24 protein-coding genes and 3 pseudogenes are annotated in these 24,978 nt (G+C 56.0%); 10 read left to right on the top strand and 17 right to left on the bottom strand.

The features are described from left to right. Position 1: 1 nt before the first annotated feature. Positions 2–538: a D-glycero-beta-D-manno-heptose 1,7-bisphosphate 7-phosphatase gene (gmhB, locus tag HBO41_RS23345; protein WP_169987925.1), complete on the top strand. Its 537-nt coding sequence runs from the start codon at positions 2–4 to the stop codon at positions 536–538. An 82-nt stretch (positions 539–620) separates the two neighbouring features. Then, the gene (locus HBO41_RS23340) at positions 621–1,391 is read left to right on the top strand and encodes a 1-acyl-sn-glycerol-3-phosphate acyltransferase (protein WP_017135137.1); all 771 of its coding nucleotides are present in this window, start codon (positions 621–623) and stop codon (positions 1,389–1,391) included. A 181-nt stretch (positions 1,392–1,572) separates the two neighbouring features. Here HBO41_RS23340 and HBO41_RS23335 read toward each other — a convergent pair whose 3' ends face one another. Together HBO41_RS23335 and HBO41_RS23330 are read right to left on the bottom strand one after the other, a co-directional pair. Then, complete coding sequence (locus HBO41_RS23335; RefSeq protein ID WP_169987923.1) at positions 1,573–3,852, bottom strand: CHASE2 domain-containing protein; 2,280 nt, start codon at positions 3,850–3,852, stop codon at positions 1,573–1,575. 3 nt (positions 3,853–3,855) lie between these two features. Beyond that, the gene (locus HBO41_RS23330; RefSeq protein ID WP_169987921.1) at positions 3,856–4,785 is read right to left on the bottom strand and encodes a FecR domain-containing protein; all 930 of its coding nucleotides are present in this window, start codon (positions 4,783–4,785) and stop codon (positions 3,856–3,858) included. A 293-nt stretch (positions 4,786–5,078) separates the two neighbouring features. Here HBO41_RS23330 and HBO41_RS23325 point away from each other — a divergent pair, with 293 nt between their 5' ends. Next, entirely contained in the window at positions 5,079–5,798 is a 720-nt protein-coding gene (locus tag HBO41_RS23325; protein WP_017135134.1) for a response regulator transcription factor, read from the top strand. A gap of 980 nt (positions 5,799–6,778) precedes the next feature. Here the strand turns inward: HBO41_RS23325 and HBO41_RS23320 are convergent. Both HBO41_RS23320 and HBO41_RS23315 read right to left on the bottom strand, forming a co-directional pair. Continuing rightward, positions 6,779–7,495 (bottom strand): hypothetical protein, encoded by a 717-nt coding sequence (locus HBO41_RS23320; RefSeq protein ID WP_169987919.1) that lies wholly within the window; start codon positions 7,493–7,495, stop codon positions 6,779–6,781. Further along, complete coding sequence (locus HBO41_RS23315) at positions 7,486–9,459, bottom strand: patatin-like phospholipase family protein (protein WP_169987917.1); 1,974 nt, start codon at positions 9,457–9,459, stop codon at positions 7,486–7,488. The genes HBO41_RS23320 and HBO41_RS23315 overlap by 10 nt, the downstream gene beginning before the upstream one ends. Positions 9,460–9,748: 289 nt before the next feature. Here HBO41_RS23315 and HBO41_RS23310 point away from each other — a divergent pair, with 289 nt between their 5' ends. Next, a complete protein-coding gene (locus HBO41_RS23310; RefSeq protein ID WP_169987915.1) occupies positions 9,749–10,426 on the top strand; it encodes a DNA adenine methylase in 678 nt (225 codons plus the stop codon). Then, positions 10,426–11,259 carry an 8-oxoguanine DNA glycosylase gene (locus HBO41_RS23305; RefSeq protein ID WP_047296914.1) on the top strand — a complete coding sequence of 278 codons (834 nt, stop codon included), beginning with the start codon at positions 10,426–10,428 and terminating at the stop codon, positions 11,257–11,259. The genes HBO41_RS23310 and HBO41_RS23305 overlap by 1 nt, the downstream gene beginning before the upstream one ends. On the opposite strand, the gene HBO41_RS29925 is transcribed toward HBO41_RS23305, so the two are convergent. The 7 genes and pseudogenes from HBO41_RS29925 to merR form a co-directional block, all read right to left on the bottom strand. Then, positions 11,194–11,874: a nitroreductase family protein gene (locus tag HBO41_RS29925; protein ID WP_169987913.1), complete on the bottom strand. Its 681-nt coding sequence runs from the start codon at positions 11,872–11,874 to the stop codon at positions 11,194–11,196. The genes HBO41_RS23305 and HBO41_RS29925 overlap by 66 nt on opposite strands. After that, complete coding sequence (locus HBO41_RS23295) at positions 11,852–12,457, bottom strand: 7-cyano-7-deazaguanine synthase (RefSeq protein WP_169987911.1); 606 nt, start codon at positions 12,455–12,457, stop codon at positions 11,852–11,854. Before HBO41_RS23295 ends, HBO41_RS29925 begins: the two co-directional genes overlap by 23 nt. Next, positions 12,454–13,665, bottom strand: a complete 1,212-nt coding sequence (locus HBO41_RS23290) for a PfkB family carbohydrate kinase (protein ID WP_169987909.1) — start codon at positions 13,663–13,665, stop codon at positions 12,454–12,456. Before HBO41_RS23290 ends, HBO41_RS23295 begins: the two co-directional genes overlap by 4 nt. Before the next feature lie 20 nt (positions 13,666–13,685). Next, on the bottom strand, positions 13,686–14,006 hold the full coding sequence (locus HBO41_RS23285) for a hypothetical protein (RefSeq protein WP_169987907.1): 321 nt from the start codon (positions 14,004–14,006) through the stop codon (positions 13,686–13,688). A gap of 317 nt (positions 14,007–14,323) precedes the next feature. Next, positions 14,324–15,688 (bottom strand): RES family NAD+ phosphorylase, encoded by a 1,365-nt coding sequence (locus HBO41_RS23280; protein ID WP_262380491.1) that lies wholly within the window; start codon positions 15,686–15,688, stop codon positions 14,324–14,326. 11 nt (positions 15,689–15,699) lie between these two features. Next, positions 15,700–16,287: pseudogene (locus HBO41_RS23275) on the bottom strand (hypothetical protein); the annotation flags it as partial. Between the two features lie 277 nt (positions 16,288–16,564). Beyond that, complete coding sequence (gene merR, locus HBO41_RS23270; RefSeq protein WP_003425050.1) at positions 16,565–16,996, bottom strand: Hg(II)-responsive transcriptional regulator; 432 nt, start codon at positions 16,994–16,996, stop codon at positions 16,565–16,567. Positions 16,997–17,067: 71 nt separating this feature from the next. Here merR and merT point away from each other — a divergent pair, with 71 nt between their 5' ends. From merT to merB, 5 genes are read left to right on the top strand one after another with little or no spacing between them, the layout of a single operon-like run. Continuing rightward, on the top strand, positions 17,068–17,418 hold the full coding sequence (merT, locus tag HBO41_RS23265) for a mercuric ion transporter MerT (protein ID WP_003425049.1): 351 nt from the start codon (positions 17,068–17,070) through the stop codon (positions 17,416–17,418). A gap of 17 nt (positions 17,419–17,435) precedes the next feature. Further along, complete coding sequence (gene merP, locus HBO41_RS23260) at positions 17,436–17,711, top strand: mercury resistance system periplasmic binding protein MerP (protein WP_003425048.1); 276 nt, start codon at positions 17,436–17,438, stop codon at positions 17,709–17,711. 12 nt (positions 17,712–17,723) lie between these two features. Next, a complete protein-coding gene (gene merC / locus HBO41_RS23255) occupies positions 17,724–18,158 on the top strand; it encodes an organomercurial transporter MerC (RefSeq protein ID WP_003425046.1) in 435 nt (144 codons plus the stop codon). Positions 18,159–18,193: 35 nt separating this feature from the next. Then, on the top strand, positions 18,194–19,876 hold the full coding sequence (gene merA, locus HBO41_RS23250; RefSeq protein ID WP_003425044.1) for a mercury(II) reductase: 1,683 nt from the start codon (positions 18,194–18,196) through the stop codon (positions 19,874–19,876). Between the two features lie 12 nt (positions 19,877–19,888). Continuing rightward, positions 19,889–20,527 (top strand): organomercurial lyase MerB, encoded by a 639-nt coding sequence (gene merB / locus HBO41_RS23245; protein ID WP_003425042.1) that lies wholly within the window; start codon positions 19,889–19,891, stop codon positions 20,525–20,527. A 92-nt stretch (positions 20,528–20,619) separates the two neighbouring features. Here the strand turns inward: merB and HBO41_RS23240 are convergent, their stop codons facing one another. The 6 genes and pseudogenes from HBO41_RS23240 to HBO41_RS23215 all read right to left on the bottom strand — a co-directional run bounded on the left by HBO41_RS23240 (position 20,620) and on the right by HBO41_RS23215 (position 24,814). Continuing rightward, positions 20,620–20,919: a plasmid pRiA4b ORF-3 family protein gene (locus HBO41_RS23240; RefSeq protein ID WP_003425039.1), complete on the bottom strand. Its 300-nt coding sequence runs from the start codon at positions 20,917–20,919 to the stop codon at positions 20,620–20,622. A 3-nt stretch (positions 20,920–20,922) separates the two neighbouring features. Further along, entirely contained in the window at positions 20,923–22,428 is a 1,506-nt protein-coding gene (gene tnpC, locus HBO41_RS23235; RefSeq protein WP_003425038.1) for an IS66 family transposase, read from the bottom strand. Positions 22,429–22,465: 37 nt separating this feature from the next. Further along, positions 22,466–22,810 carry an IS66 family insertion sequence element accessory protein TnpB gene (tnpB, locus tag HBO41_RS23230; protein WP_003425037.1) on the bottom strand — a complete coding sequence of 115 codons (345 nt, stop codon included), beginning with the start codon at positions 22,808–22,810 and terminating at the stop codon, positions 22,466–22,468. Further along, positions 22,807–23,103, bottom strand: a pseudogene (locus HBO41_RS29920) (transposase); the annotation flags it as partial. The pseudogene HBO41_RS29920 and the gene tnpB, both read right to left, overlap by 4 nt. 161 nt (positions 23,104–23,264) lie before the next feature. Beyond that, a pseudogene (locus HBO41_RS23220) lies at positions 23,265–23,594 on the bottom strand (hypothetical protein); the annotation flags it as partial. Positions 23,595–23,977: 383 nt separating this feature from the next. Further along, entirely contained in the window at positions 23,978–24,814 is an 837-nt protein-coding gene (locus tag HBO41_RS23215) for a YiiX/YebB-like N1pC/P60 family cysteine hydrolase (protein WP_169987905.1), read from the bottom strand. Positions 24,815–24,978 lie beyond the last annotated feature (164 nt).

Below are 24,978 nucleotides of genomic sequence, written 5' to 3'. Positions count from 1 at the left end.
CATGTTGAAACTGCTGATTCTCGATCGGGACGGAGTGATCAATTACGACTCCGACGCTTACATCAAGTCGGTGGCGGAATGGATTCCACTGCCCGGCTCGATCGAGGCCATCGCGCAGTTGAGCAAAGCCGGCTGGACGGTGGCCATCGCCACCAACCAGTCCGGCATCGCCCGCGGTTATTACGACATCGCCACCCTGGACGCCATGCACGCGCGTTTGCGCGCGTTAGTGACCGAGCAGGGCGGTGAGGTGGGGCTGGTGGTGTACTGCCCCCACGGGCCGGATGAGGGCTGCGAGTGCCGCAAACCCAAGCCTGGCATGTTGAAAACCATTGCAGAACATTACAAGGTGCCGTTAGCTGGGCTATGGTTCGTCGGGGACAGCCTCGGTGACCTGGAGGCGGCCAAAGCCGTCGACTCTCAGCCAGTTTTGGTTAAGACCGGGAAAGGCGAAAAGACCCAGGCGAAAAACCTGCCGGTAGGCACTCTGATTTTTGACGATCTGGCGGCGGTTGCCGCAGAACTTATTAACAACTAGCCGCCCTCGACTTCCTGAACAAGGATTGCTCGGGAGTGTGCTTTTAGCAGGCGGGCCATGTCCCGCAACGGTAAATGCTGCCATGTCGATTTTGCAGGCCATCAGAACCTTCTTCTTTTACCTGCTGCTGGGCACCAGTTCGTTTCTGTGGTGCACCCTGAGCTTTTTTATCGCGCCGTTCCTGCCGTTCAAGGCGCGTTATCGTTTTATCAACGTCTATTGGTGTCGCTGTGCGTTGTGGCTGACCAAGGTATTCCTGGGCATCCGTTTCGAGATCAAGGGCGCTGAAAACGTCCCGGACCAGCCCTGCGTGATTCTGTCGAATCACCAGAGCACGTGGGAAACGTTCTTCCTGTCCGCGTACTTCTCGCCTCTGAGCCAGGTGCTTAAGCGTGAGCTGCTGTACGTGCCGTTCTTCGGCTGGGCGATGGCCATGCTGCGGCCGATCGCCATCGACCGTGACAACCCCAAGGCGGCGCTCAAACACGTGGCCAAGAAGGGTGACGAGCTGCTCAAGGATGGTGTTTGGGTGCTGATCTTCCCGGAAGGTACGCGTGTGCCGTTTGGCACCGTGGGCAAGTTCTCACGCGGCGGTACTGCTTTGGCGGTCAACGCCCATCTGCCGGTGCTGCCGATTGCGCACAACGCCGGCAAATTCTGGCCGAAGACCGGTTGGGCCAAGCGTGAAGGCACTATCACTGTGGTCATTGGCGAGCCCATGTACGCCGAAGGTGAAGGGCCACGCGCCATCGCCGCACTCAATGACCGCGCACAGGCGTGGAATGAAGCGCAGCAACGGGCCATGGGTTCGCTGCCTCCAGAGCCGGTTGTAGTCGAGACACCTGCGATTTAGTGATCTGTGGATAACCTGTGTACGGTTTGTTGGCGAAATGGTGTTTTTGCCTCATAACAAGCTGATTTACTTACATATTTCCAAAGCTCATAAAATCGCGAAAAACGTGCATAAGTTTTTCCCGCATAAAAAAACCGGTCCTTGTGACCGGTTTTTTATGCACCGTGAAAAAGTACGTTTTTCAATCCTCGAGTAACGGCAGTTGCAGGCTGAAAGTCGAACCCTTACCCACCTCGCTTTCACACTGAATGCGACCGCCATGGCGCTCCACTACAGCTTTGACCATGGTCAACCCCAACCCCAAACCTTCACTGCCTTGGGCCGAATCGAAGCGTCGGTATTGGCTGAATAGCTCGGGCAAATCCTCTGGCGCAATACCGGGTCCTTGATCGCTGATGCGGCATTCCAGCCATCCTTGCGCGCTGCCGTGGCTCAAGGTGACGGTAGTACCGGAAGGGGAATACTTGATCGCATTCTCCAGCACGTTGAACAACGCTCGGGTCAGCAGCGATTGATCGGCGTACACCATGCCTTCATCGGCTTCGTCCAGATCATGAACCAGGTGGATGCCTTTAAGTTGGCCAATGACCGCCACTTGATCGAAAGCATCCATGACCAGCATGGCAAACAGCGTGGGCTGAAACTGGTAGCCATCGGCCTCAGCTTTGGCCAGTTGTACGAAGGATTCAGTCAGGCTCAGCGCGCGCCTGACCTGTTGCTCGATCTGAGCAAACACCGGCGACTCACCGCCATGCACATCCAGCAGCGCCAGGATCGCCGAGTGTGGCGCACGCAGGTCATGGGACAGGAAGCGCAGCATGGTTTCGCGGTGCTGCTGCGCTTCGCGCTCTTTGCTCAAGTCTGTGAGGCTCATCAGCCAGCCGAGGGCGACGTCGCCTTCAGCCGGCAGCAAAGGGGCAAGCTCAATGCGCAGGCTGCGCTGATGGATATCGCGAAACTCAACGAGTTCCAACGCTGAGAGAGCAGGGCGCACGCCATTGTGCAGCGGCGGATAACCCAGGTCGCCGAGTTGTTCGAGGAGGTTTTGGTTGACCAACTCATTACTGAACACCTCACGTGCAATCCGGTTGGCCAGCAGGATGCTGCCTTTGGGGTCGGTAATCAGCGTCGCCACCGGCAGGCACTCCAGACCGTCGGCCATAAACCGCCGGGTATCGCGTGTACGGCTTACCGCTTGTTCCAGGGCAAAGATCCGCGCTTGCAGCACATCGCCCTTGCTCGCGGGCGCACGACGACGCTCGGGCAGTACTTTGGGTTCGTTATCCAGCCGCGCAAGCTCCCAGCCGAAGTAGGCCAGGATCACGCTGAGGCGCCGCCAATTCCATATCAGGTAGCTGAGCAGCAAACCAATCAGGCACGCGGCCGGTGACCACCAGTGGCCCTGGCGCAGCAACACCCACGCGCCGAGCAATGCGGTGGCCATGCAGCCCAGGGTCATCCAGAGCGCGTAGCGTGGGCGATACAACAACAGGCCCAGTAACAATGCCACCCAGGCAGTCGCCATCAAGGCCGACACCGCGCCGGGTAGATCAACGATGCTGCGCCCTTGCAGCAGGCCGTTGAGCACGTTGGCCTGGATCTCAACACCCGCCGTGGTGCCGACAGTCGAGGAGAGTGGGGTGACGAAACGATCGCCCATGCCGGACGCAGTGGCGCCTACCAGAATAAGCCGACCCCGCAGCCGTTCAGGGTCGACCTCACCGCGTATAACGCTGGCGTAGGAGACCGTAGGAAAGCGGGTGTCGGCAGCGATGAACGGGATCCGAATGGCGTGCTCCCGGTGCCAGGACGGGTTAATCGGTTGCTGAGGTTCTCCTGGCATCTCAGAGGCCTGGCCGCTCAATGCATAGGCCACCCACGCCAACTGCGGCGTGGTGTCACCGGGTGGGCCTTCACGCATAAACAGGCTGCGCACCACGCCGTCACTGTCGGCTTCAACATTGATATGCCCGAGACCTTTAGCACACTTGAGCAGCGGCAACATTTGCGCGTCCGGCGTGCTGTAGTTCGCCGCTTCCTCACGCAGCAACGGCAGTACCACGTTGCCGGCGTTGCACACGGCGGCTGCGAGGCGTTGGTCGTTGGCAGGCACACCGGGCTCACTGAAGATCACATCGAAGAGGATGGCCGCTGGCTGCGCGGCGCTCAGGCGGTCGATCAGGTCGGCGTGCAAACTGCGCGGCCAGGGCCAGCGGCCCAACTCTTTCAGGCTAGGATCGTCAATGGTCACCAGCACGATGCGCGGGTCTACCGGCAACGGCGCCAGGCGCCTGAGGCTGTCATACAGCGGGTTGTTCAGCGCCAGGCCCGGGCTCAACGAGAGGTAGGCCGTCATTGGCAATAACAGCAAACCTATCCACAACCACTCGCGCACCAGGCCGTGGAACAAGCGCTGGGCATGAGTGGGCTGGCGTTTCTCGGCCTTGTGCCAAAGCATCATGGGTTAACCATCGCTGGCCTGTACCTGAGTGGCGGGTGGGTAATAGAAGATGTCATAGACCCCGGTTTCTCCCTCCAGGCCCTGCGCGTCGTAGGCGGACAAACGCACGTGGTAAAACGATGCTTTGAGCCCAGTGAAGCGCATTTTCGGCTCACTGGAAAAGTTTTCCTGCTTGATGTTCATAAAGGCTGAGTCGGTCGCGACTTGGGCGCGGTAGCGCTGTGCACCGGGTAATGGCCGCAGGTACAGGCTCCAGACTGGCGACTGACCTTTTTGGCCGTCCTGGCCGATTAATACAGGCGCGGGCAAAAGCGCCACGGGCTTGAGTTCACCTTGTTGTCTGATCAGCAGACCTTGGCGTGCGTCCACCTTCACTTCGGCTGCGGCGTTGCTTGCTGCACGGTTAACCGCTACCTGGCCATTCAGCACCTCCAGCACGGATTGCTCGCCGTCATTGCGCACGCGAAAGTGCGTGCCACGCACGCCCAGAACGCCGACGGGCGTCACGATCTGAAAACGGTCGTAGTCACTGGCCCGTTTGATCACATAGGTCTCGACCTGGCCCTGTTCCAGAATGACCTGGGGAATCGCCTGTTTTTCCACCCAGTGCAGCCGCACCTGTGAACTGGAGGGCAGCACCACACTGGAACCATCACCCAGGCGCAGGCTGACGAAAGCCGATGTCGAAGTCTTCACGCCTTCTTGCTCATCAATGCTCATCCCTTCCAGTAGAGGCTGCGCCCCGCCTTTGGCATCGAGCTTCCAGGCTTCCCCCGTCAAATGCTGCACAACTGCTGGCAACGGGTGCGCACGGCACAGGAACGGCTCGTCAATATAAGCAGGGCGATAGGGCGTTGCAGCCTGGGCTGTACTGATGACCAGAGCCAGTAACGCGGGTAGGGCACAGCATAATCGATAGGCAGAACAGGTCATGGAGCTGATCACCCGAGTAGTTTCAGACGGCATCTGACCTCAGCACATACAGGTCTACGGCAGCGCATGTGTCGGCTGATCCTTTTCCTCAAGGGTAGGAGCCGGTATCTTTCGCTTGGTAGGTACGCAAGACTTTAAACGGGTTTACGGCCCTTTGATATCAGCGTACCGATAGATCCTGTGAGCATTGAGTCTGGCCATAATTATTCAGATTCAACCACAGGCATCTGTGCATTACCTACGCGATTGAACAGACCGTCGGCTGTCGTATTTTTTGTAGAAAGGACCCACCCATGCGTGTCGCAATACTGGACGACGAACCCGCTGAATTGCGTCGGGTTGAACAGACGCTGCGACAGATCCCCAGCACCGCAGAGCAACCCTGGTCCCTGCATTTCTTCGAACGCGGTGAAGACCTGCTGCGCCAACTGCGCCGCGAAACCTTTGACCTGTTGATCCTCGACTGGCAACTGCCGGATATCACAGGCATCGCATTGTTGCGCTGGACCCGCGAGCACATGGACTCACCACCCGCCGTAATTATGTTGACCAGCCGCGATGCCGAGAGCGATATCGTCACCGCACTCAACAGCGGGGCGGATGATTACGTCAGCAAGCCGTTTCGGCCAAACGAACTCAAGGCTCGGGTCAACGCCGTGCTACGCCGCCATGGGCTGCAAAAGCCAGCGACTAATGAGGTGCAGAGTTTCAACGACCTGACCTTTGATGATGCCGAACTGACGGTGACGCGCGCGGGTAAGCCGATCAATCTCACTGAGCGTGAATACCGCCTGGCCAGTTGCTTGTTCGCCAACCTGGCTCGGCCACTGTCTCGGGAATACCTGTATGAGCGGTTTTGGAGCCATGAAGAAATGGTCTCCTCACGGCCACTGGATACACATATTTATCGGCTGCGTAACAAGCTGGGGCTGACCGCCGACCGGGGTTGGCAGCTGCTGACCATCTACGGGTACGGCTATCGGTTGGAGAGTGTGGCGGCTGCCCAAGGTTAAAAACGCTGATGTTCCACGTGGAGCAATTGTAAAACGCTTAAGTTTCACCCAATAAAAAAGGCCAACGCTTAGCGTTGGCCTTTTTGTTTTAGCGGGTAGCCTGATGTAGGTTCACAAAATTGCTGATTTGAGAGGTCTAGCAAACACTGGGAGAGAATCATTTTTTCTGTTCAAGCCTGGCGGAGGAATCACAGAAAAAATGAGAAACGCCTAATGGATTCACAAAATAGATGCGCTCCCGGCCCGCCGCAATTTTTAAGGCGTGACCGTTTATTAACGAGGCTTGCACCCCTGATGAGAGGAAACGATAAACTCCGGTTTTGGAGCACGTCTGCCGGTGACGCCACAAGGTGACTGCCATGCCTCCAAGATCTAGTTTGATTCAACCAAAACCTATTAGTTACAGGATAAAGTCACCATAACCTAGAGGTCTGGCCAATTTCAAACTACCCTTCAGGTAGAGAATATCGATACTAGCTGAAGGGCTAGAGCTAGGACGCTAATCGCTAATACTCACCTTTCGTTTATTCCAAATACATAAAGGGACGAGCGGAACAGCCATCTACGTTCATTCCGATTATCCAAAGTTGACTTGGAGGTAACAGTGGAATGACTTCAAAAAACTTTTCGTATCTAGAGAGATGCTGTCCTCCGAGTCCACTGGATTAGAACATCTGTTGCCAACACCTCAGATCGCAGTAGCTATTAATTCAGACCTCAATGCAACAATAGTAGAAAATTTCTACACATGTAATCTCTGCCTAGAGGGGAATAGTTAGGGCAGTATGATGCGAAACTCATAAACCAAATTCCCGGGACAAGAAACAGAAAATATCTCCTAACTAAAATTGTAGATCAAATGAAACCGAAGATCGGAACGGCTGTGCCCTCATGCGCAGAAAAAATGGAGAACAGCCAACCTGCATTACTTTATATGAGGCAGAACCCCATGCAACTCGAGGCCGTACAGGGTTATGGCGTTAGCCGTGATCATCTCGCCTGTGCTTATCACATGGCTTAAAATTAATCGTATGTTCGTCATGAGTAATGGCTGCATGGACTCCCTTGGCTTCAACAAGCGCGGCCAAACTCATATGGTCACCATCCTTCTGCCATAGCTCACTATCTGCCCGATGATGCTTAGGCTTAAAGTGCTCAATACTCATCCAACCGGCCTGTTTTGCCCATAAGTCTGTTATTGCGCTTCTACCCTTATACTTGGCAGAATTATTTAAACCCATGTCGCTTAGCTCGTAACTCAGTAAGGATTCGCGAATCTCGCGCAATTGTTTTTCCCAAGCGCCGGTGTTCCCTTCAGCCCCATGGAAAGCAGCTAGACGACTACGCCTCAGAGTATTCTCTGTAAGTTCATCAAACTGGGCTTTTTTTCCGCTCCTTTCCCATTGCTCGTAACCTAATTCATCTAGTTCTCTGAGAAGATTCTCGTGCCTCAAACTACGTTTGTAGGCAGTTTCTGCTTCCCGCTCATGCAGCACGCCCATGATACGCTTGTGAATGGCAAGAGACTGAGGCCGTTGCGTCCGATCCCAATCTTTTAAAGCTGATGTATGTTCATCGACGTCCATTGCCACGTAATGCATCTTAGAGGTAGTGGCCCGGATCTCACGCAATCTGTCGAGCCGTTCCTGCAACTCATCCATCCACTCATCGCTGGGCTCAAACGAATCTATATCCATGTGTTCTCCCCCTGAACGGCACGCATCAAGTCGTGCTCGTCAAAATAATCTAACACTTCAGTAAATGCATTGGTCATGAAGGAATTCAAGTAGAGCTGGACGGACGGCATATCCCCATGGATTGGGAACGTGGAATCAACAACGACCGCGCAAAGACGTTCGCGACGCCCCGGTTCAAGCTCGCCCCGGAGGCGGACCGGGAAGCAGGCAACCCACCGGACCCCAGACCAGATCCGCTCCCCTTTGTATTCATCCACCCTCACCCCACGTCGAGGTATGGGGAATAGTTGTGGCCTACGCTTTTCAAATGCCTTTTTGAAAATCCAGCAATCAGAACGGCGCGAAACAGCCCGATCAACCTCAGCCTCGTAATAACCTTGAGTGAAAACATTGGACAACGTAGCAACGTTCCCGCCCCGCTCGGCCACAATGGCGACGCGTACCCGTGGCCTAAGTGGTTCTCTACACCATTGCCCCGCGCCTTCCTGAACAGCATTTACAAACCAACCGTGGAGATGGTTTGCGGCATCGCCTAACGCATTCCGGGTGCCGAGTTCTTTGGTGAGGCGGACAGTAACTGCAGACGACGCCGCATACACTTCAGCGCGAACATCCTCAGCTGAAGCGCCGAATGCCATCATTTTCAGCTTCGGCACCAAGGGAATCTTTAGGGTGCTGCCCGTTGCGCGTGTATGAACCATACTTGATCCATTTATCACGGTCTCCAAAGCTGCCGCTGCCCAGTGTTTCGCCCCTCGAACTTCTTCTGACTCAATGCTCAGTGCAATAGTTCCTACATCGGGATCCTGTAGGCGCTCCTCATCGAATGGCCATGCTGGTAAATTCGATACCAACCCACCGTCCAAAAACTGCCCGTCAACTGCAACAACGTGAGTTTCAGTGTGTCGATTAAACGAAAGATTCCAAGGTTTAAACACGAAAGGAAGGCATACAGAAGCAGCTACTGCGTCGCCTATCTTTACATCCGGAGTCCGCTCCTCGCAAAACAATTCCAAGCACTCATGGGCGACATTCGTCGCCACAATCTTAAGCGGAATAGTAGGGTTATTTTCAGACCTCGCCTTTTTTAAATCGCTAAAAGTAATATTGCCAGAGTTTGGATAACCATTCGCCCGTAGCTTTTCAGAAATTGCGTTATCTATCAATAGCGAGACATTCCCAACATTGTTAAGCCCAGCAAAAAAACCCGACAAGGTTTTGTATATCCAACGCCCTACAATCAAAATAAAGAAAATTAGCAAAGAAACAAATATCACCGTTGCACCCGGCATTATCTTCACCGCATACTCGACGGAAAATCCAATAGCAATAAGCAATAGAAGCGACAGGGTAGCTACATAAAGCACATCCACACTGATTTTCAGAGTGAACCACGTCCCTGTTATTAATGAGCATGAAGATCGAGTGAAAAACCTCCAATAGCGCTTCAGCCTGCCAGGCTTTTCAGCTAATGGATCGAGCTTTTTTTTAAGAACCTTACAACCAACAAGTGGATCGTGATTGGAGCGATCTGCCTTGGAACCTTTACCGAAGGTAAATACTTTGATAATGGCGCTAATTAAAATAGCTAGACCAAGCCCAATCCTCTGCCACATCCTAAGTGTTTTCCAACCATTGCCTGGGAAAATAGCGGTTGGCTGTTCAAAACCCAGCGTCTCTGCACTGTGGCTGAATAAATGCTCCCGGGTTTCAAGATTCACAAGTTCATCGGCTTTATAGCCAGCAGCAACCAAAGCGGCAACCATAGATCCTGCAGAGGTTCCGGAAACTCCTCTAATCTTATAGTCAAATTTTTCGATGGAGCTCAGCGCTCCTACGTGGGCGATCCCTTTTGCACCGCCTCCCTGCATGGCAAGGAAAATCGGACGAGGATCCGTTAGGTCAGTTTCAATCGAAACCTCAGCACTGCCTTCAACCGGCAGTGAGTTCACATTGGAGTTCATGAATAGGGCGTGTCCATTGCTCAGATCTTATTGCGCTCAGGCTCGGCTGGGAGGCCTTCTGGTCCCGCCCATCCATGCGCGTTTTCCTGACTGACTTTAGATGGAACTTCTAGAGCAGGCCATACGAAGTAAAGTCAGAATGCCATCATAGCAGATTGACGTAGTTGGACACATAAATGGCTTAAGGCCCATCTGAATTTTATGACTCCGCCTTTAACCGAACTCCACACATGGTGGCCGTTCGGCGCTTCGCCTTGACATCATCGTCATTTCTGACGATGCTTGCGACATGAGATATCCAGGCGGAAAAGGCAAGTGCTACCAGCGCTTGATCAATCTGATGCCACCGCATCAGACATACATCGAATCCCACCTTGGTGGCGGGGCAGTCATGCGCAACAAAAAGGCTGCGCAGAGGAATATTGGCTTGGACCTCGACGCCAAAGTCATTGAGCTTTGGCGAACGAAGCTTCCAGATACCTGCGAACTCCACCAAGTCGATGCAGTTGCGTTCCTTGAAGGGTATCCGTTCGAAGGCCAGGAGTTGGTCTATGTTGATCCGCCCTACGTCCCTGAAACCCGCCGCCGAGCGAAGGTCTATCGATGCGATTACTCGGAAGAAGACCACATCCGCTTACTGCGGTGCTTGCTCGCATTACCTTGCAATGTGATGCTTTCAGGCTATGACTGTGATCTCTACAACCGCGAGCTCATCGGGTGGCGCAAGGTGAGTTTTCCAGCTAAGACCCATGTAGAGCTGCGCGAGGAGACGGTGTGGATGAACTTCGAACCTCCCAGCCGTTTGCACGACAGTCGATACATGGGCGAAACATTCCGAGACCGCCAAACCATTCAGCGTCGCCAAACCAGGCTCCGTACTCGTATCGAGAGCCTAGATCCCATTGAGCGACACGAGTTACTGCAATGGATGCAGGAACACTACGGCATTGCCGAGGAGGCCGCCTGATGCAATTAGGCGCTATTTTCATGGATCAAGCGGTCTTCAATGTCGAGCTGCCCAAAGCAGACGCCGAAGTTATTCCGGGCGTCCCGTGGGGAGCCATGGAGGCATTCCCAACTCCTGCCTACTGGGCGTACCAAGTGTACGCACGCCGTCTCACTGGCGATCGGATCAACTACAAGCTCGGGGCAACGCTGAAAGAAGAAGTTGGCGCGTGCTTGTTGGGGGGGCATGGCATCCCCGCTAGCGTCGGGCTCGCCGCCTTTCACCACGTCAAAGAACGCGGTGCCTTTGGCGACCAACCACCTTCAGAAGAAAGCCTGCTCGAGTGGCTGAAAGAGCCCCTTGTTATCGATGGTCGCCAAGTGCGGTACCGCTTCGCCACTCAAAAGGCTCGCTACCTCAGCGCGGCTCTTCAGAAGCTGTCTGCTGAACGGCCTCCGTTAGGCTCCGGCAAAGCGCTGCGCGACTGGCTGCTGGATATTCCAGGCATTGGTTACAAGACCGCATCGTGGGTTGCCCGTAACTGGCTGGATGCGGACGACGTAGCAATCCTGGACATCCACATTCTCCGTGCCGGGCTACTGGGTAGGTTCTTCGAGAGCAACTTGACCGTTGAGCGACACTATCTGGAGCTGGAAGAGCAGTTCATCCGCTTCAGTAAAGGACTTGGAGTCAGGGCATCGGAGCTCGATGCCCTGATGTGGTTGGAGATGATGTCATCGCCCGCCACGGTGCACAGCATCATGGGCATGGGGCACCACGCACCTGATTCAGGTTCTCGTAGCAGACCCAAGAAGAGCAAGGCCAACCCCAGCCAACTTTCCCTGATCGGCTAGGGTACTGGCCCAAGGCTCACCGGTGATACCCAGCGGACAGAAGTTGAGTCCCTGGGCTGTCGCAGTTAATGCCATGACCGCGAGTAGCACCCCCGCGTCACGCCAAACAAGGCTGCATCCATCTTGGTATTTACCCAATGTTTTTCCGGGCTCGGCCAGAAACAGAATTCGTGTTGCCTCATCACCGCCCAGAACCCGCAGACTGAGTTCATAAAGGCCTGCAAGCTTGCCGGTCGAATGTCGGAGTTCCACCAGTTGGTGGGCCCTAGGCTCATACATCCACCATCGATCATCTTCGGGCCGCTTAACGACGATATGTATAGGGTGGATAGCTCCAGCCGAGGGGGCCGCTCGATGCTCCAGATCAAAACCTAGGTTTGACGTACCGGATCCTCGAGTTCTGCATGCATGCCAGAGGAAGGCTCCGAGCTGCAGGTCATAGACGACGCCGAACTCGCGATGCGACGCACGCGCATCCAAAACCTCGCCGAACGGCCGGTCTAACGCCTCCGAGGAAGCAGGGAGCGGGCAGACATCACCAATTTCCCACTCGAGAGGCTCATACCACTCAGGAGCCAGCCTTGGAGTTGGGTCACCCAGGTCGATCCAAGTCATACCCCACCTCTTGAAACACCTCCATGTATTTGTTGCAGCCACGGCAGTTGCCACACGCAACATGCGACTTGTGGCAGCTGTGCGCCCAGGCCAAAAGACTCGCAGGGATGCCAGACTTACGGACAAGCTCAGCAGTAGAAAGCTCAATTGCAGGAGCTTCCACCACCATGCCACCCTCCTGTAGGGATAGCAGATGGCTGATCGCCGACATGAACTCGGGCGAGCCATCCCTATGGAAGCCATCCGATTTCACGGTGCCCAACCACAAGTGCGTTACGCCGAACGAGATTGCCTTCATCGCCGCCAGTGTAACCAGCATCTGATTCCGGTACGGCCACCAATCCGAGGCTGGAGCCAGGCTGTCGGCTTGGCTGCCTGCCATATCTCCCGAGCCCAGCTGGCGGCAGTCAATCTCAATCACATGATGAGGGATTTCCAACTGTTTGCAGATCGTCCTAGAAGCCTCGATCTCGGCCTGCGCCGCAAGCTGACCGTAGTTCAGGGTGAACGCGATGTCCGGGTGCTTCCACCAGGCAATCGTCAATGAGTCCATCCCACCAGACAACAATAATCCTGTCTTCATAGCACTACCGATTCCCAGACCGTCTGATAGATCGCACTGACGTAGTCATCGGTGATGCGGCAGTCGGAGCCTTCCATCATTTTCTTGTCCTGTTCGGACTCATTTTCTGCGTAGAAAACGACAGGTTTGTTCAATGCCCGAGCGTAGCCAATCTCGTAGATTGTGCCCGAGTCAAGCCCATCACCAATCGCAAGTAGAACGTCGCAATCGCGCACCCCTTCAAGGTCCTTTTCGACCACGTCCTCAGCAGAGCCAAGACCTACGTCATGGTATGGGGAAAATACATCCAGCCCCATTGCCAGCAGGTCTCTGCGAGCCTGCCCGACCATCCACAGCTCTGCGAGGGTGAAGAATGGCCCTGCGAGGTACACCTTAGGGGCGTAGCCATCGCGATACCGAGCTGATGGCTGCAGTGGGTACGGCTTAAAGTCAGCAAGCAAAGCCTGGTCGGGGAAGCCTTGATTTTCGCAATAAAAGGCCGTCGCAACGGAGGCAACCGAGGCTGCATCGTGAGCCGAAAGGCCGTTATCCATCCATCCCAATGCGAAGTGGGCAGCGAAGGTATCTCCTGAGCCGATCTTCCATACCCGCTCAGTGCGGTATGCAGGTACCGTCGAGATTGCGCCGTTGTCATACACCAAGGCACCCAACGGCCCCATCTTGATGACAACTACCTCCGCGCTCTCCTGCTCGGCAAGCACGATTGCGAGCTCTTGTGCGGTCAACCCACTGGAAGTGGGCACCAACAGATTGGCCTCGTGGCGGTTCAAGACCAAAGCCAAGTGCTTTGCTTCAGAGCCATTGGCCCCAAAGGACTCCGTACCGTCGGCATTCTGTGGGTCAAACACCACGTACTCAGCATCAACCACTGCCGTTCCATCGATCATGCCGAATCGAAGCACCTTCTCGGCGCGAACCTGAAGCTCCAATTTAACGTGGGTGTCACGTCGAATATCTGGATTGGCGAGGCCATGGATGTACTCGAAAGTAACCCCTGCCTGCGCAGCTGTAGCCTTGAACTGGAACCCTTCTGCGGCTGCGCGAGCATCAACGACAATCTGGGTGTTGCTATCTACACAGGCATGTAATTCCACCTGTCCACCGAAACGGGCGATAGCAGTTGCAGCTCTCCCTGCCGAGCCATAAATATCGTCCCAGGCCGGGCGCATGCACCGCTCTCGGTAGACGCCTCCTACAATTGTGATCATAGAGCTCTCCTTGCTCGAAATTAAACGTGGTAAACCCGGAGGCGTACTTGACCTCCACCAAGTTGCAGCACACGTGCCTGGTACTGTTCACCCTGGCTCATGCAGCTTCGCAATTGGTTCAGATGTGGATCGACAATCCCTCCTGCCTCAGCGCCGTTCCAAAGTGCGGAGACGACTTGCTGGTTACCCGACTGCGAAAAGACAACGTCGAGGATGTCGTTGACGCTCAGCTGCCCAACCACCTGTGCTTTCGGTGAAGCTAGCTGGGTATCAAACTGAAGTGCCGCACAGGAAGTGGTGGGTGTAGATGAACCCAGATAGCTACCGCCAGAACCAGACATTCGCATCTCCTTTCGCGAGTCAAATTGAGTGCAAAGCAATATCACATCGCGAAGGCAAAAGGCCATAACATCCTCATGCTCAAGCGGCGACCGGCACAAACCAAGCATCGCCCCTTACCCGCGCTTCAGCCAGACCCCAAGACTCGTCACCATCTCGTCACAACGCATCGCTAAGCTGAATCGAATGGGCCAGCCTTCTCTGGTCTAGAGGAGGCCGACTTGTCCTCTCCGTCCATGCGAACAGATTCAACTGACTGCTCTGACAGACGATCGCGACGACTCTATGACTAGTTCGAAGCTGTTTGTCGACTGAAGCGTCAACCTTCCGCCTTCACTTCCCTCATTTCGAAAATCGGGCCTAACCGCTTGCTATTCAATTCGCTCATGAACAATCCGTAGATATGGTCGTAATGCTTGGCCTTGGTTTCAATCGCAGTGATTTTGTGGAACTGGATGGAGTGAGCCACTACAACAAGTCTAGCCGACGACCCATATAGGTTTTCCGCTGGCACGGCCTTCGGGGCAGAGCCATCTGCTGGATCAGAATTGGCCGGAGGCTCGTATAAGAGTCGACTGACTTCAGGGAAGAGAACCACGTTGGTTCCTGCCTCGCCCGTTTGGACGGAGGGGAACACCAGCCCATCCACGTACTTGCCGAAACGTAGCCGCAAGTACTCGAAAACCACCTGCGTCGACAAATAGCTCAACTCGTCATTGCGCGCCTTGGGTCGGGACATTTTCTTTACCAACGAGCCCAGGAAAACCTTCCGATGCAGTGAGTCGCGGAAGCCCTCATCCAGTAACGTAAGATCCGGGGGCTCTACTCGATCCAGCACTGTGAGGTCCAGGAGCTTCAGCTCGCCGATGGGTGTCAGGGCGGTACTGACTACGTGATCGCCGGTAATGGAGCGGATTTCGCTGAGGCAGGTCTCTCGCTCCAATGCGCAATACAGGGCGGAAATGCCATTCGGGGTCATCCGCTGGCTGCTGGCCAGGTGTTTTGGTGTAGGGCCGAATTGGCCGGCGGGATCGGCGATGATTTCCTCCGCCTGCTTTTGGTTCTGGGCGAGGCGTGCGCGGTAGAGCAATTCGCCCTGGGCGATGGTCCGCATCACCTCCGGTTTGAGCTCGCCGCCGTCGGTCACCAGCAGCGAAAAGACGGAATCGAGGAACTTGTCGGCTCCTGAATTGAAATAACGGTGCTTGTAGTGGACATCATTAACGAACTTCTTCCAGCGATCCTCGTAGAAGTTCTGCTCCAACGTACCATCATCGCCGTAGAAATGCGTTTCGTCCCCCGCGTCATCAACCCTGAACTCACGTGGAACGCCATCGCACAGATCTTCAAAGTAGGGCTCTTTGCCGAGATCGAACCACTCCATGAGGACGATATCAATATCCGAAACGGCGATCTCGTCCGATCCGCACTCATACAGCAAGCCGAGTTCGTAGTGGGACAGGTCATCCTTGCCGGCTACATTCTCTGCTACACGGTCGTAGATGTAGCTGAACAGGAGACTCGGCTCCATTGTGTGCCCCAGATTGCCGCAGTACTTACAGTCAGCCTCCGTCCCGAGCGTGTCGAACAACCTCTTCAGTGGGGGCGGTGTCACGCAATCAATGCAAATCATAGGTTCTTCCCGGATCCCGCTTTTCTCGGCCATCTGCAGATGCGGCGGCATTAACGTATTGTTTACAGCAGGTCGCCAAGTACTTCCCTAGCAAGCTCAACCCTGTCCATCCTTCGATAGGGATGATCAACTGGCATTTGGATGAGGCGCTCGAACCAACGCGATTCAAAGGTGATGACGTCCTTGTAAACGTCCACAAGCTCCCCTTTAAGGCTTTGCGATACTACAAACACCATGCTCTCAATCAAACCAGACGCCTCGCTATCTTTGATAATTCGATGCCGGATGAAGCTCATCTTAAGATCAATGAAGGCACCTTTGGTTGCGGTATCCAATCGCCCGTTACTATCAATCTTCGCCTTGGGGACATGTGTGAGAACTGCTTTAGTCAGCTCATCGTTTCCATTGACCTTTTGGGCAAACAGGGGTGTGGCGTCCGACATGTAAGCGAAGATCCAGGGCACGTTTCGAAGCGTCGCACCGGTGTAGAGATAGCCCTGTTCTCCCCTGTAACGCTCCAGCATTCCCCTCAGCGCCCTCGGGGACAGCACCACTTGGGTTTGCTTCTCCAGGATGTAAACCACACGATCGAACTGCTCAACCAGCAACTTGATGATTTTCTTCGGAACCCCATCAAACGTAAGCGTCCGAACTACACCGCCTTGCATCTCAGACCTTAATCCCCTTTAACCGCTGATTGACGCGCTCACACTCAAAAACTGCGAAATTGCACCCCACTTGACCACCCATTTGCGTTGCAACTGACCAATCATTTGCATTCGAAGTGATCAGGACTCTCGGCTCTGTAGGGTAAGAGCGTGGCTAAAAGCAGACCGTAGGTTTGGCCAGTCAACGGGGCTCATTGAGCGCCGCTCTTTTCCTGTTCAAGCCGACAAACAGGGGGGCAATGAAACGGGAAATCGTAGGCTAAGGCGCGAAGTTTTCGTGGCTATCTATTCCATGCAGCGAATCGATCAGCGGGCAGCTAACCGTCCCGTGGCTCGCGCAACAGTCATCAACCAACTGCGCCAGGACCAACTCGATCCGCCGCAGATCCGCAAGTTTCCCCCGCACGTCTTCGAGCTTCTGCTCGGCGTGCACACGCGCATCATTGCAGTGCGTACCGTCATCGAGCCGCAACAGTCCGGCCACTTCATCGAGGCTGAAGCCCAGCCGTTGTGCGGACTTCACGAATTTCACCCGTGCAATATCCGCCTCGCCGTAGCGACGAATGCTGCCGTAGGGCTTGTCCGGTTCGGGCAACAGCCCTTTGCGTTGATAGAACCGAATGGTTTCCACGTTAACCCCGGCTGCCTTGGCAAAGACGCCAATGGTCAGGCTTTCCGCAGTGTTTTTCATACCGCTTGACTCCGTACCTGACTACGGAAATAACCTTAACCCATCGATCAAACATTCGAAAGGTTGAACCCATGTCTGAATCACAAAAGGGCCGTGGTGCACTCCTCGCTGGAGGTCTGGCGGCGATCCTTGCGTCCACCTGCTGCCTGGGCCCGCTGGTGCTAATTGCCCTGGGCTTCAGCGGCGCCTGGATCGGTAATCTCACCGTTCTGGAGCCCTACCGCCCGTTTTTCATCGGCGCGGCATTGTTGGCGCTGTTCTTCGCTTACCGGCGCATTTTCCGCCCGGCTCAAGCCTGCAAACCCGGTGAGACCTGCGCAATTCCGCAGGTACGAACTACCTACAAGTTCATTTTCTGGCTCGTGATGGCACTCGTGCTGGTCGCGCTCGGTTTCCCCTACATCCTCCCGTTGTTTTACTGATCAGGCAGGAGTCTCCCATGAAAAAGCTGTTTGCCGCTCTCGCGCTCATTGCCGTGGTTTCCCCGGTGTGGGCCGCCATCCAAACCGTCACCCTGTCGGTACCGGGCATGACCTGCGCCGCCTGTCCGATCACGGTCAAGAAAGCGCTGACCCAGGTCGAGGGCGTGACCAAGACCGAGGTGAGTTTCGAGAAACGCGAAGCCATCGTGACCTTCGACGATGCCAAGACCAACTCCGAGGCCCTGACCAAGGCGACCGAGGATGCCGGCTATCCATCTACCATCAAGCAATAGGAGGAAATACCAATGAGAAATCCTCTCAATCTGTTCACGCGGATCGGTGACAAAGCCAGTTCCGTCGGTGTGCTGGTTTCAGCCCTAGGCTGCGCCGCGTGTTTTCCTGCTCTGGCTAGCTTAGGCGCTGCAATCGGTCTGGGCTTTTTGAGCCAGTGGGAAGGCCTGTTCATCACCACGCTACTGCCCTTGTTTGCGGCCCTGGCGCTGCTCGTCAATTCCCTTGGCTGGCTCAAACATCGGCAGTGGCAGCGAACTGCACTCGGCCTGATAGGCCCTGTCCTGGTCTTGGCTGCGGTGTTTTTGATGCGGGCTTATGGCTGGCGGAGCGGTTGGCTGCTCTATATCGGTCTGGCCCTCATGCTTGGGGGCTCGATCTGGGATCTCGTGTCGCCCGCCCACCCCCGTTGCGCCCCGGGTGCCTGCCCACCACAGCCAAAACAGTAATGCCGCAAAGAGACCCATTTGAGGAAGTAAACGCTATGACCACACTGCGAATCCACGGTATGACCTGCGCCTCCTGTGCCGACCGCGTCAGAGATGCTCTGGAGGGAATCTCCGGCGTGCACCGGGCGGACGTCTCCTACGCCGGTGGGAAGGCCGAAATGACGGCCGACGCGGCTGTCAGCCGTGAACAAATGCAAGCCGCCGTCGAGGCCCTTGGGTATCAAGCGTCGTTCGAAGTCGCCTCGCTACAACCGCGCCCCGGCCAGCTCGATAAGGCGCTGGGCTGGTTGCGCAGCGACACCGAGGTCGGCAAAAACGGCGACGCGCTACACATTGCAGTCATAGGCAGCGGCGGTGCGGCAATGGCGGCCGCCTTGAAGGCGGTGGAAGCCGGCGCCCGCGTCACTCTGATCGAGCGCGGCACCATCGGCGGCACTTGCGTCAACGTCGGCTGCGTGCCGTCGAAAATCATGATTCGCGCCGCGCATGTGGCTCATTTGCGCCGCGAGAGTCCGTTCGATGACGGAATGCCCGCCACGCCGCCGACCGTCCTGCGCGAGCGGCTGCTCGCGCAACAGCAAGGCCTTGTCGACGAACTGCGTCACGCCAAGTACGAAGGCATTCTGGAGAGCACACCAGCCATCACCGTGCTGCGTGGCACCGCTCGCTTCCAGGACGGCCACACGCTCAGCGTCGAACTGGTCGAGGGGGGCGGGCGCGAAGTCGCGTTCGACCGCTGCCTGATCGCTACCGGCGCCGGTGCGGCCGTGCCGCCGATTCGCGGGCTGCAAGACACCCCCTATTGGACCTCGGAGGAGGCACTGGCCAGCGCCAGTATTCCGCAACGGCTCGCCGTGATCGGCTCATCCGTGGTGGCCTTGGAGCTGGCGCAAGCCTTTGCCCGGCTGGGTAGCCGCGTCACCATCCTGGCGCGCAACTCGCTGTTCTTCCGCGAAGATCCGGCCATCGGCGAGGCGCTGACCGCAGCCTTCCGCATGGAGGGCATCGACGTGCTTGAGCAGACACAAGCCAGTCAGGTGACCCACGCCAACGGCGAATTCGTACTGACCACCAACCACGGTGAACTGCGCGCCGACCAACTGTTCGTCGCCACCGGCCGCACGCCCAACACCCAAAGCCTGAACCTGGAAGCGGCGGGTGTACTGTTGGATGAACGCGGCGCCATTCAGATCGATCAGGGCATGCGCAGTAGCGCAGTGGATATCTATGCAGCCGGCGACTGCACCAACCAGCCGCAGTTCGTCTACGTCGCGGCGGCGGCTGGCACCCGTGCGGCGATCAACATGACCGGCGGCGAAGCTACGCTTAATCTCGATGCCATGCCGGCGGTGGTGTTCACCGATCCGCAGGTGGCCACCGTCGGTTACAGCGAAGCGGAAGCACAGCGCGCAGGCCTCGAAACCGACAGTCGCACGCTGAGCCTGGACAACGTGCCGCGTGCGCTGGCCAACTTCGACACGCGAGGGTTCATCAAGCTGGTCGCCGAAGCGGGTTCTGGTCGGTTGCTCGGCGTGCAGGCGGTGGCCCCGGAAGCGGGCGAGCTGATTCAGACGGCGGTGCTGGCTATTCGCAACCGCATGACCGTGCAGGAGCTGGCCGACCAGTTGTTCCCCTACCTAACCATGGTCGAGGGCCTGAAGCTCGCGGCGCAGACTTTCACCAAGGACGTAAAGCAATTGTCCTGCTGCGCTGGATGAATGGAGAGCACCATGAAATTTGCCCGCTACATTACCGAGATCGCCGAACGTCTCACCCCGACCAACCGGCCCAAAGGTTTTGCGGAGTTCTTGGTCGCGCTACTGGGTGAACTTGCCAAGGGACGCCCGATTTCGCGAACTACGCTTGCCAGGACTCTTGGCTGGCCCGCTGAGCAAGTGGCGGCTGTGCTCGAACAAGCCACCAGTACCGAATACGACAACGATGGGAACATCATCGGCTATGTCCTCACCTTGCGCGAGACGTCGCATGTCTTGGAAATTGACAACCGCCGGCTGTATGCCTGGTGCGCGCTGGACACCCTGATGCTCCCGGCGTTAATCGGCCGTACAGCTCGCGTCTCGTCGCATTGCGCTGCAACTGGAGCACCCGTTTCGCTTACGGTTTCACCCAGCGAGATACAGGCTGTTGAACCTGCCGACGTGGCAGTGTCACTGGTATTGCCGCAGGAGGCGGCCGACGTTCGTCAGTCCTTCTGTTGCCATGTGCATTTCTTCGCATCTATCCCAGCGGCAGAAGATTGGGCCTCCAAGCATCAAGGATTGACTATCGTAAGCGTCCAAGAGGCGTTCGGCGTGGGCCAGGAGCTTAATCGACATCTGTTGCAGACCCTTCCAATGAGAACATCGTGATTGGATTTCGACTCAATGTCCTACGGAGTGGGCATCGGATTTCTCTTTCCGACTTTGATCCGGTGATCCCAGCCATCGCCAAAGTCATAGACCTAGCGGAATGTCCTTTTCCCGTTCAACGCTTTGATCAGAGTCTTGCGGGTCTCCGAGTTCACGGGAGGCCCCCATCCATCGGAGTCGGGAATACCGTAACTCTCACCAGCTATTTCAAACTCATGCAGATGGTCATCGTGCCAGCCCATTGCGATCTGGATCACCGCGTGCAATTTGCCTAAGGTGATGTTCTCGGGCACCGCCACACGGCGCCAGATGGCAGGTTCGATCCACTTCAATTCAATGTGCAGTAGCAACAAATCAGGTTCGGGTTTTGGCAAGCGAACAGTTTTTACCATGGATCAGGCGGCCTCGCAGAGTTCCGTGGAGGCGAGAGAAACGTTCCAGGGCAGCAGTTCGTCGACCCGATTGATCGGGTGGTCGGCGATGCGCTCCAGCACGTGTGTCAAATAGGCTTGCGGGTTCAGGTCGTTGAGTTTGGCTGAACCCACCAGGCTGTAAATCGCAGCCGCTCGTTCGCCGCCGGCGTTGGAACCGACGAACAGATAATTTTTTCTGCCTAGCGCGACAGCACGTAGCGCGCGTTCGGCAGCGTTGTTGTCGATCTCAATTCGCCCGTCATCGCAATAGCGCACCAAGGCCTGCCACCGATTGAGGGCATAGAGAATCGCACCGCCCAATGCCGATTTTTTCGACAGTTGAGTCAGCGTCTGGTTGAGCCACGCGTGGAGTTGTTCCAGCAGCGGACTGGCTCGGCTTTGCCGAACCACTTTTCGCAGGTTGGGCGGTTGCCCTCGAATCTCGCTTTCGATGGCATACAGGGCCGCAATCCGTTGCAGCGCCTCGGCGGCAAGTGGTGAAGCCAGGTCTTTGTAGACCTCGTAAAACTTGCGCCGGGCGTGAGCCCAACACGCCGCTTCCTCAATGGTGCCCGTGGCATATAGTTGAGCAAAACCGGCATAGCCGTCCGCCTGCAAGATCCCGCTGAAGCGCTTGAGATGCGCGCGGGGATGTTGCCCCTTGCGATCCGGCGAGTAGGCAAACCAGACCGCCGCCGGTGTCGCGTCCCCCGTAGGTCGGTCGTCCCGCACGTACGTCCACAGGCGCGCCGATTTGGTCTTGCCGTTGCCCGGCGCGAGCACGCCAATCGGCGTGTCGTCGGCATGGACTTTGTGTCCGCTCATGACGTGGTGCTCAAGGGCGTTGATCAGTGGTCGCAGCAACTGACTGCTCTGGCCAACCCAGTCGGCCAGGGTTGAGCGCTCCAGCTCCACGCCCTCACGGGCGTAGATCTCGGACTGCCGATACAACGGCAAATGATCGACAAACTTCGAGACCAGCACATGGGCCAACAACCCTGGGCCGGCAAGACCTCGGGCGATCGGGCGACTCGGTGCCGGCACCTGGGCGAAGTGCTCGCAGCAGCGGCAAACCCACTTCGGACGGACATGGCGAATGACTTTGAAACGTGCCGGAACGTACTCCAGCACTTCGGACACATCCTCACCTAAATGGCGAAGCGTCCCACCGCAGCCAGTGCATTGCGACTCGGGCTGATGAACGTGGGTTTCGCGAGGTAGGTGTTCAGGCAATGGTTTACGGCGCGAAACTGCGCGAGGTGCCGGCTCGACTGGAGGTGTCATTTCGGCTTGGCTGATTTGCAGCTCATCAAGGCTCAACTGGAGCTGGTCGATCATCGCTTCCAGTTGCTCGGAGCTGCGACCGAACTGCGTACGACGCAGCTTGGCGATCATCATCTTCAAGCGCTCAATCTCTGCGTGCTGGGCAGCGATCAGCGCCTTCAAGGCTTGAAGATCATTCGGCAGGGAGTCGGTCACGAGGGTCATGCCCGAATATTACTGGGGATTTTTTCAGCGCGGCAAGTCAGACCGCGAGGACGGGTGCTGTACGAATTGGCCGGCGCCAATCAATGCCCTCCAACAGCATCGACAACTGCGCGGTCGTCAGCGACACGCTGCCGCTGGTTGCTTGCGGCCAGACAAAGCGTCCTTGCTCCAACCGTTTGCAAAACAGGCACAAGCCGTCGCCATCCCACCACAACAGTTTGATCCGGTCACCACGCCGTCCGCGAAAGGCGAAGATCTGACCGGAGAAGGGATCGGCTTCCAGTTGAGTCTGCACCATGGCCGCCAAACCGTCGAAGCCACGACGCATGTCCGTGACGCCAGCGGCGATCCAGATACGGGTTCCAGCGGGAGGGGCAATCATCGCACTAACTGCTGCAAGACGAGTTGCAGCGTCTGCGGGTCTGGTGCTCCGGTGATACGCAACTTGGCTTTTCCTACCTCAACTGCGATCTCGGAATGACACTCTGCCTGTGGCTGGAAGACTGGCGGCAGATCCATTGGCGCCTCGATCACCTGGACTGGCAAAAACGAAGCACTCTGGCTGACCGGGCCGAATAGCCCTTCTTGGTATTGCTGCCGCCAGCGAAAGACCAGATTGGCATTGACGTCATGTTCGCGAGCGATCAATGACACGGAGGCGCCAGGCTGGAAGGTGGCCTCGACGACTTGGCGTTTAAAGTCCAGCGGAAAGTTGGGGCGGCGACCGGCTCGACGGGCTGGGGCAACTGTATCCAAGATAGTGTCCACTAAAAAATGGTGTCCACTATCTTGGCCAATTTGGAGGGCTGTCAGGAGAGGGTGCTGGCCGGACGGTTACCATCAAACCTGGCCTTACGATCACTTTTTTGGTGCTGACGTGGCTTGAAGTACGGACAGTTGTCACGAGCTTCGGTCTTCAGCGGTGCGATATCTCGGATTCCCGACGTCGTATGTTTCCCGTATGGGTTGTTCACGTTTTCGGGTAACTGATAGAGACCGACCAGCTGAATCGGGTTGTCGCAGGCCGGGCATACTGCGAATTGCGAGAGCTTTTCTCCGCTTCCGTTCTGGTACCACGGCTCCCTACGCAGGGTGTCTGCTTCAAATTGATCCTTCTCTATGAGCTTGCCGATCGTATCCTCGACGTAAAGTTTGTACTCATCCATCCCTGCTGAAGTCCCGTCAAATCAAAGATCTTCAGATGGTACCCAGCGTGAGTCCAGAGGAACAGTAGATAGCTTTGCTCTCTTCAACCGACGTTCAGCAGGTGGAAGGGGAGAGGCGGACTTGGCCTGGTACCGCGTCTATAGATGCGTGACCAGAGATTTCTGAACAAACTGAAGGAGTCGGTCTCAGCCCGCTTGTAGAAGAGGGATTTAGTGAAGTTCGGTCAAATGGAGGTGCAGCTCGGTCATCATTGCCTGAAATACTGTTGATCGAGGTCCTTAAGCCGAATTCACTCTCCCGATCGCAACCATGTTGACTGATTCCTTGCGGCAAAGAGCGACATTGGTTGCTAAGGATTAGCAACGAGCATGATCCTTCCATGCTAGTTAACAGCGTCCTCGCTTTGTGCCTTTAGCAAATATGTTGCGACTTCCAAAACCATCCGCTCCTTTCGCTCCTTCAGTACCTGCTGCCCTTCCGGTGTCAGAACCCAGGCGCTCCCCGATATATGCGGGTCACCGGGATGAACGGCCATCAATCCCCCAACGGACATGAAGCCAATAAGCTCAAAGAATCGGTCTTCTGCTAAACCGGTGGGAGACCAGCATTTAGCATCGTAGTAGCCCTGCCCCTCTGGAATGTAGCCGCATTCTATATAGCACTGCACAACGAATTCCGAGCAGAAGTAACCATTTCGAGCCGCTCTCGTCCGTTGTGATTTCCTGAATCTACGCTCGCGTCCAATATTGTGGAGGTCATAGTGCCATCGTATGTTCAAGTACTCGCGTAACGGAACCATGGCAGCGCCAAGTCGGTTATACCGTAACCCGACACAGCGACGAGCGAACTGGGTGATTGCCTTCGATCTCTTTTCATTCGTCCCGGGGCATCGTGTGACTGCAATATAAGTGTAGTTGGAGACAAACTGCTCCAAAGTAATCTCACGTACACCTCTGGCCACTGCATCCACAACCGCACCATCGCCGATATACACGCCGCAATGGACATAAACGCCATCAGTCGTGTTTTGAATCACCTCGGTGAGCTTGCAGCCATTTTCTCTGGGTTGGCCACAAAACAGCACGTCACCTGCCAGTAGTTGTTGGGCATTAAGTAATTCCGGAGCGTCGCCCATCCAGATCCCGTTGTACCGACGATCAGTAGTTCTTTTTAAGTGATCTTGCTTTCGACGAATCCACCTGTAAATAAGCTTTTTCATTTCTGTCTCCATTGGACGATGGATTCGGTATGGACTGATGCTCAAGCCAACATCGAGCCATAGAAGCCTATCGCTGGTCGGTAGATGTCACCGTTCCCTAGGGACGCGAGCCCATACCTCGATGAGGAGGCCACCGTTTTTCAAGCATTGCGTAGGTAGGCACG

The sequence above is a fragment of the Pseudomonas sp. WS 5146 genome (assembly GCF_012985495.1).
Lineage (GTDB): Bacteria > Pseudomonadota > Gammaproteobacteria > Pseudomonadales > Pseudomonadaceae > Aquipseudomonas > Aquipseudomonas edaphica.
Note: the sequence above shows the minus strand (reverse complement) of the source record. Positions and strands in the feature narration are given on the sequence as shown.

What these genes read in the sequence shown, in the direction of transcription:
- HBO41_RS23290 (WP_169987909.1), bottom strand. Translation starts at nt 13,665, where the DNA reads ATGATCACAATTGTAGGAGGCGTCTACCGAGAGCGGTGCATGCGCCCG.
- HBO41_RS23340 (WP_017135137.1), top strand. Translation starts at nt 621, where the DNA reads ATGTCGATTTTGCAGGCCATCAGAACCTTCTTCTTTTACCTGCTGCTG.
- HBO41_RS23285 (WP_169987907.1), bottom strand. Translation starts at nt 14,006, where the DNA reads ATGTCTGGTTCTGGCGGTAGCTATCTGGGTTCATCTACACCCACCACT.
- HBO41_RS23305 (WP_047296914.1), top strand. Translation starts at nt 10,426, where the DNA reads ATGCAATTAGGCGCTATTTTCATGGATCAAGCGGTCTTCAATGTCGAG.
- merC (WP_003425046.1), top strand. Translation starts at nt 17,724, where the DNA reads ATGAGAAATCCTCTCAATCTGTTCACGCGGATCGGTGACAAAGCCAGT.
- HBO41_RS23295 (WP_169987911.1), bottom strand. Translation starts at nt 12,457, where the DNA reads ATGAAGACAGGATTATTGTTGTCTGGTGGGATGGACTCATTGACGATT.
- merR (WP_003425050.1), bottom strand. Translation starts at nt 16,996, where the DNA reads ATGAAAAACACTGCGGAAAGCCTGACCATTGGCGTCTTTGCCAAGGCA.
- HBO41_RS23310 (WP_169987915.1), top strand. Translation starts at nt 9,749, where the DNA reads ATGAGATATCCAGGCGGAAAAGGCAAGTGCTACCAGCGCTTGATCAAT.
- HBO41_RS23280 (WP_262380491.1), bottom strand. Translation starts at nt 15,688, where the DNA reads ATGCCGCCGCATCTGCAGATGGCCGAGAAAAGCGGGATCCGGGAAGAA.
- HBO41_RS23330 (WP_169987921.1), bottom strand. Translation starts at nt 4,785, where the DNA reads ATGACCTGTTCTGCCTATCGATTATGCTGTGCCCTACCCGCGTTACTG.
- merA (WP_003425044.1), top strand. Translation starts at nt 18,194, where the DNA reads ATGACCACACTGCGAATCCACGGTATGACCTGCGCCTCCTGTGCCGAC.
- HBO41_RS23215 (WP_169987905.1), bottom strand. Translation starts at nt 24,814, where the DNA reads ATGAAAAAGCTTATTTACAGGTGGATTCGTCGAAAGCAAGATCACTTA.
- gmhB (WP_169987925.1), top strand. Translation starts at nt 2, where the DNA reads ATGTTGAAACTGCTGATTCTCGATCGGGACGGAGTGATCAATTACGAC.
- tnpC (WP_003425038.1), bottom strand. Translation starts at nt 22,428, where the DNA reads ATGACCCTCGTGACCGACTCCCTGCCGAATGATCTTCAAGCCTTGAAG.
- merT (WP_003425049.1), top strand. Translation starts at nt 17,068, where the DNA reads ATGTCTGAATCACAAAAGGGCCGTGGTGCACTCCTCGCTGGAGGTCTG.
- HBO41_RS23320 (WP_169987919.1), bottom strand. Translation starts at nt 7,495, where the DNA reads ATGGATATAGATTCGTTTGAGCCCAGCGATGAGTGGATGGATGAGTTG.
- HBO41_RS23240 (WP_003425039.1), bottom strand. Translation starts at nt 20,919, where the DNA reads ATGGTAAAAACTGTTCGCTTGCCAAAACCCGAACCTGATTTGTTGCTA.
- tnpB (WP_003425037.1), bottom strand. Translation starts at nt 22,810, where the DNA reads ATGATTGCCCCTCCCGCTGGAACCCGTATCTGGATCGCCGCTGGCGTC.
- HBO41_RS23325 (WP_017135134.1), top strand. Translation starts at nt 5,079, where the DNA reads ATGCGTGTCGCAATACTGGACGACGAACCCGCTGAATTGCGTCGGGTT.
- HBO41_RS23315 (WP_169987917.1), bottom strand. Translation starts at nt 9,459, where the DNA reads ATGAACTCCAATGTGAACTCACTGCCGGTTGAAGGCAGTGCTGAGGTT.
- merB (WP_003425042.1), top strand. Translation starts at nt 19,889, where the DNA reads ATGAAATTTGCCCGCTACATTACCGAGATCGCCGAACGTCTCACCCCG.
- HBO41_RS29925 (WP_169987913.1), bottom strand. Translation starts at nt 11,874, where the DNA reads ATGACTTGGATCGACCTGGGTGACCCAACTCCAAGGCTGGCTCCTGAG.
- HBO41_RS23335 (WP_169987923.1), bottom strand. Translation starts at nt 3,852, where the DNA reads ATGATGCTTTGGCACAAGGCCGAGAAACGCCAGCCCACTCATGCCCAG.
- merP (WP_003425048.1), top strand. Translation starts at nt 17,436, where the DNA reads ATGAAAAAGCTGTTTGCCGCTCTCGCGCTCATTGCCGTGGTTTCCCCG.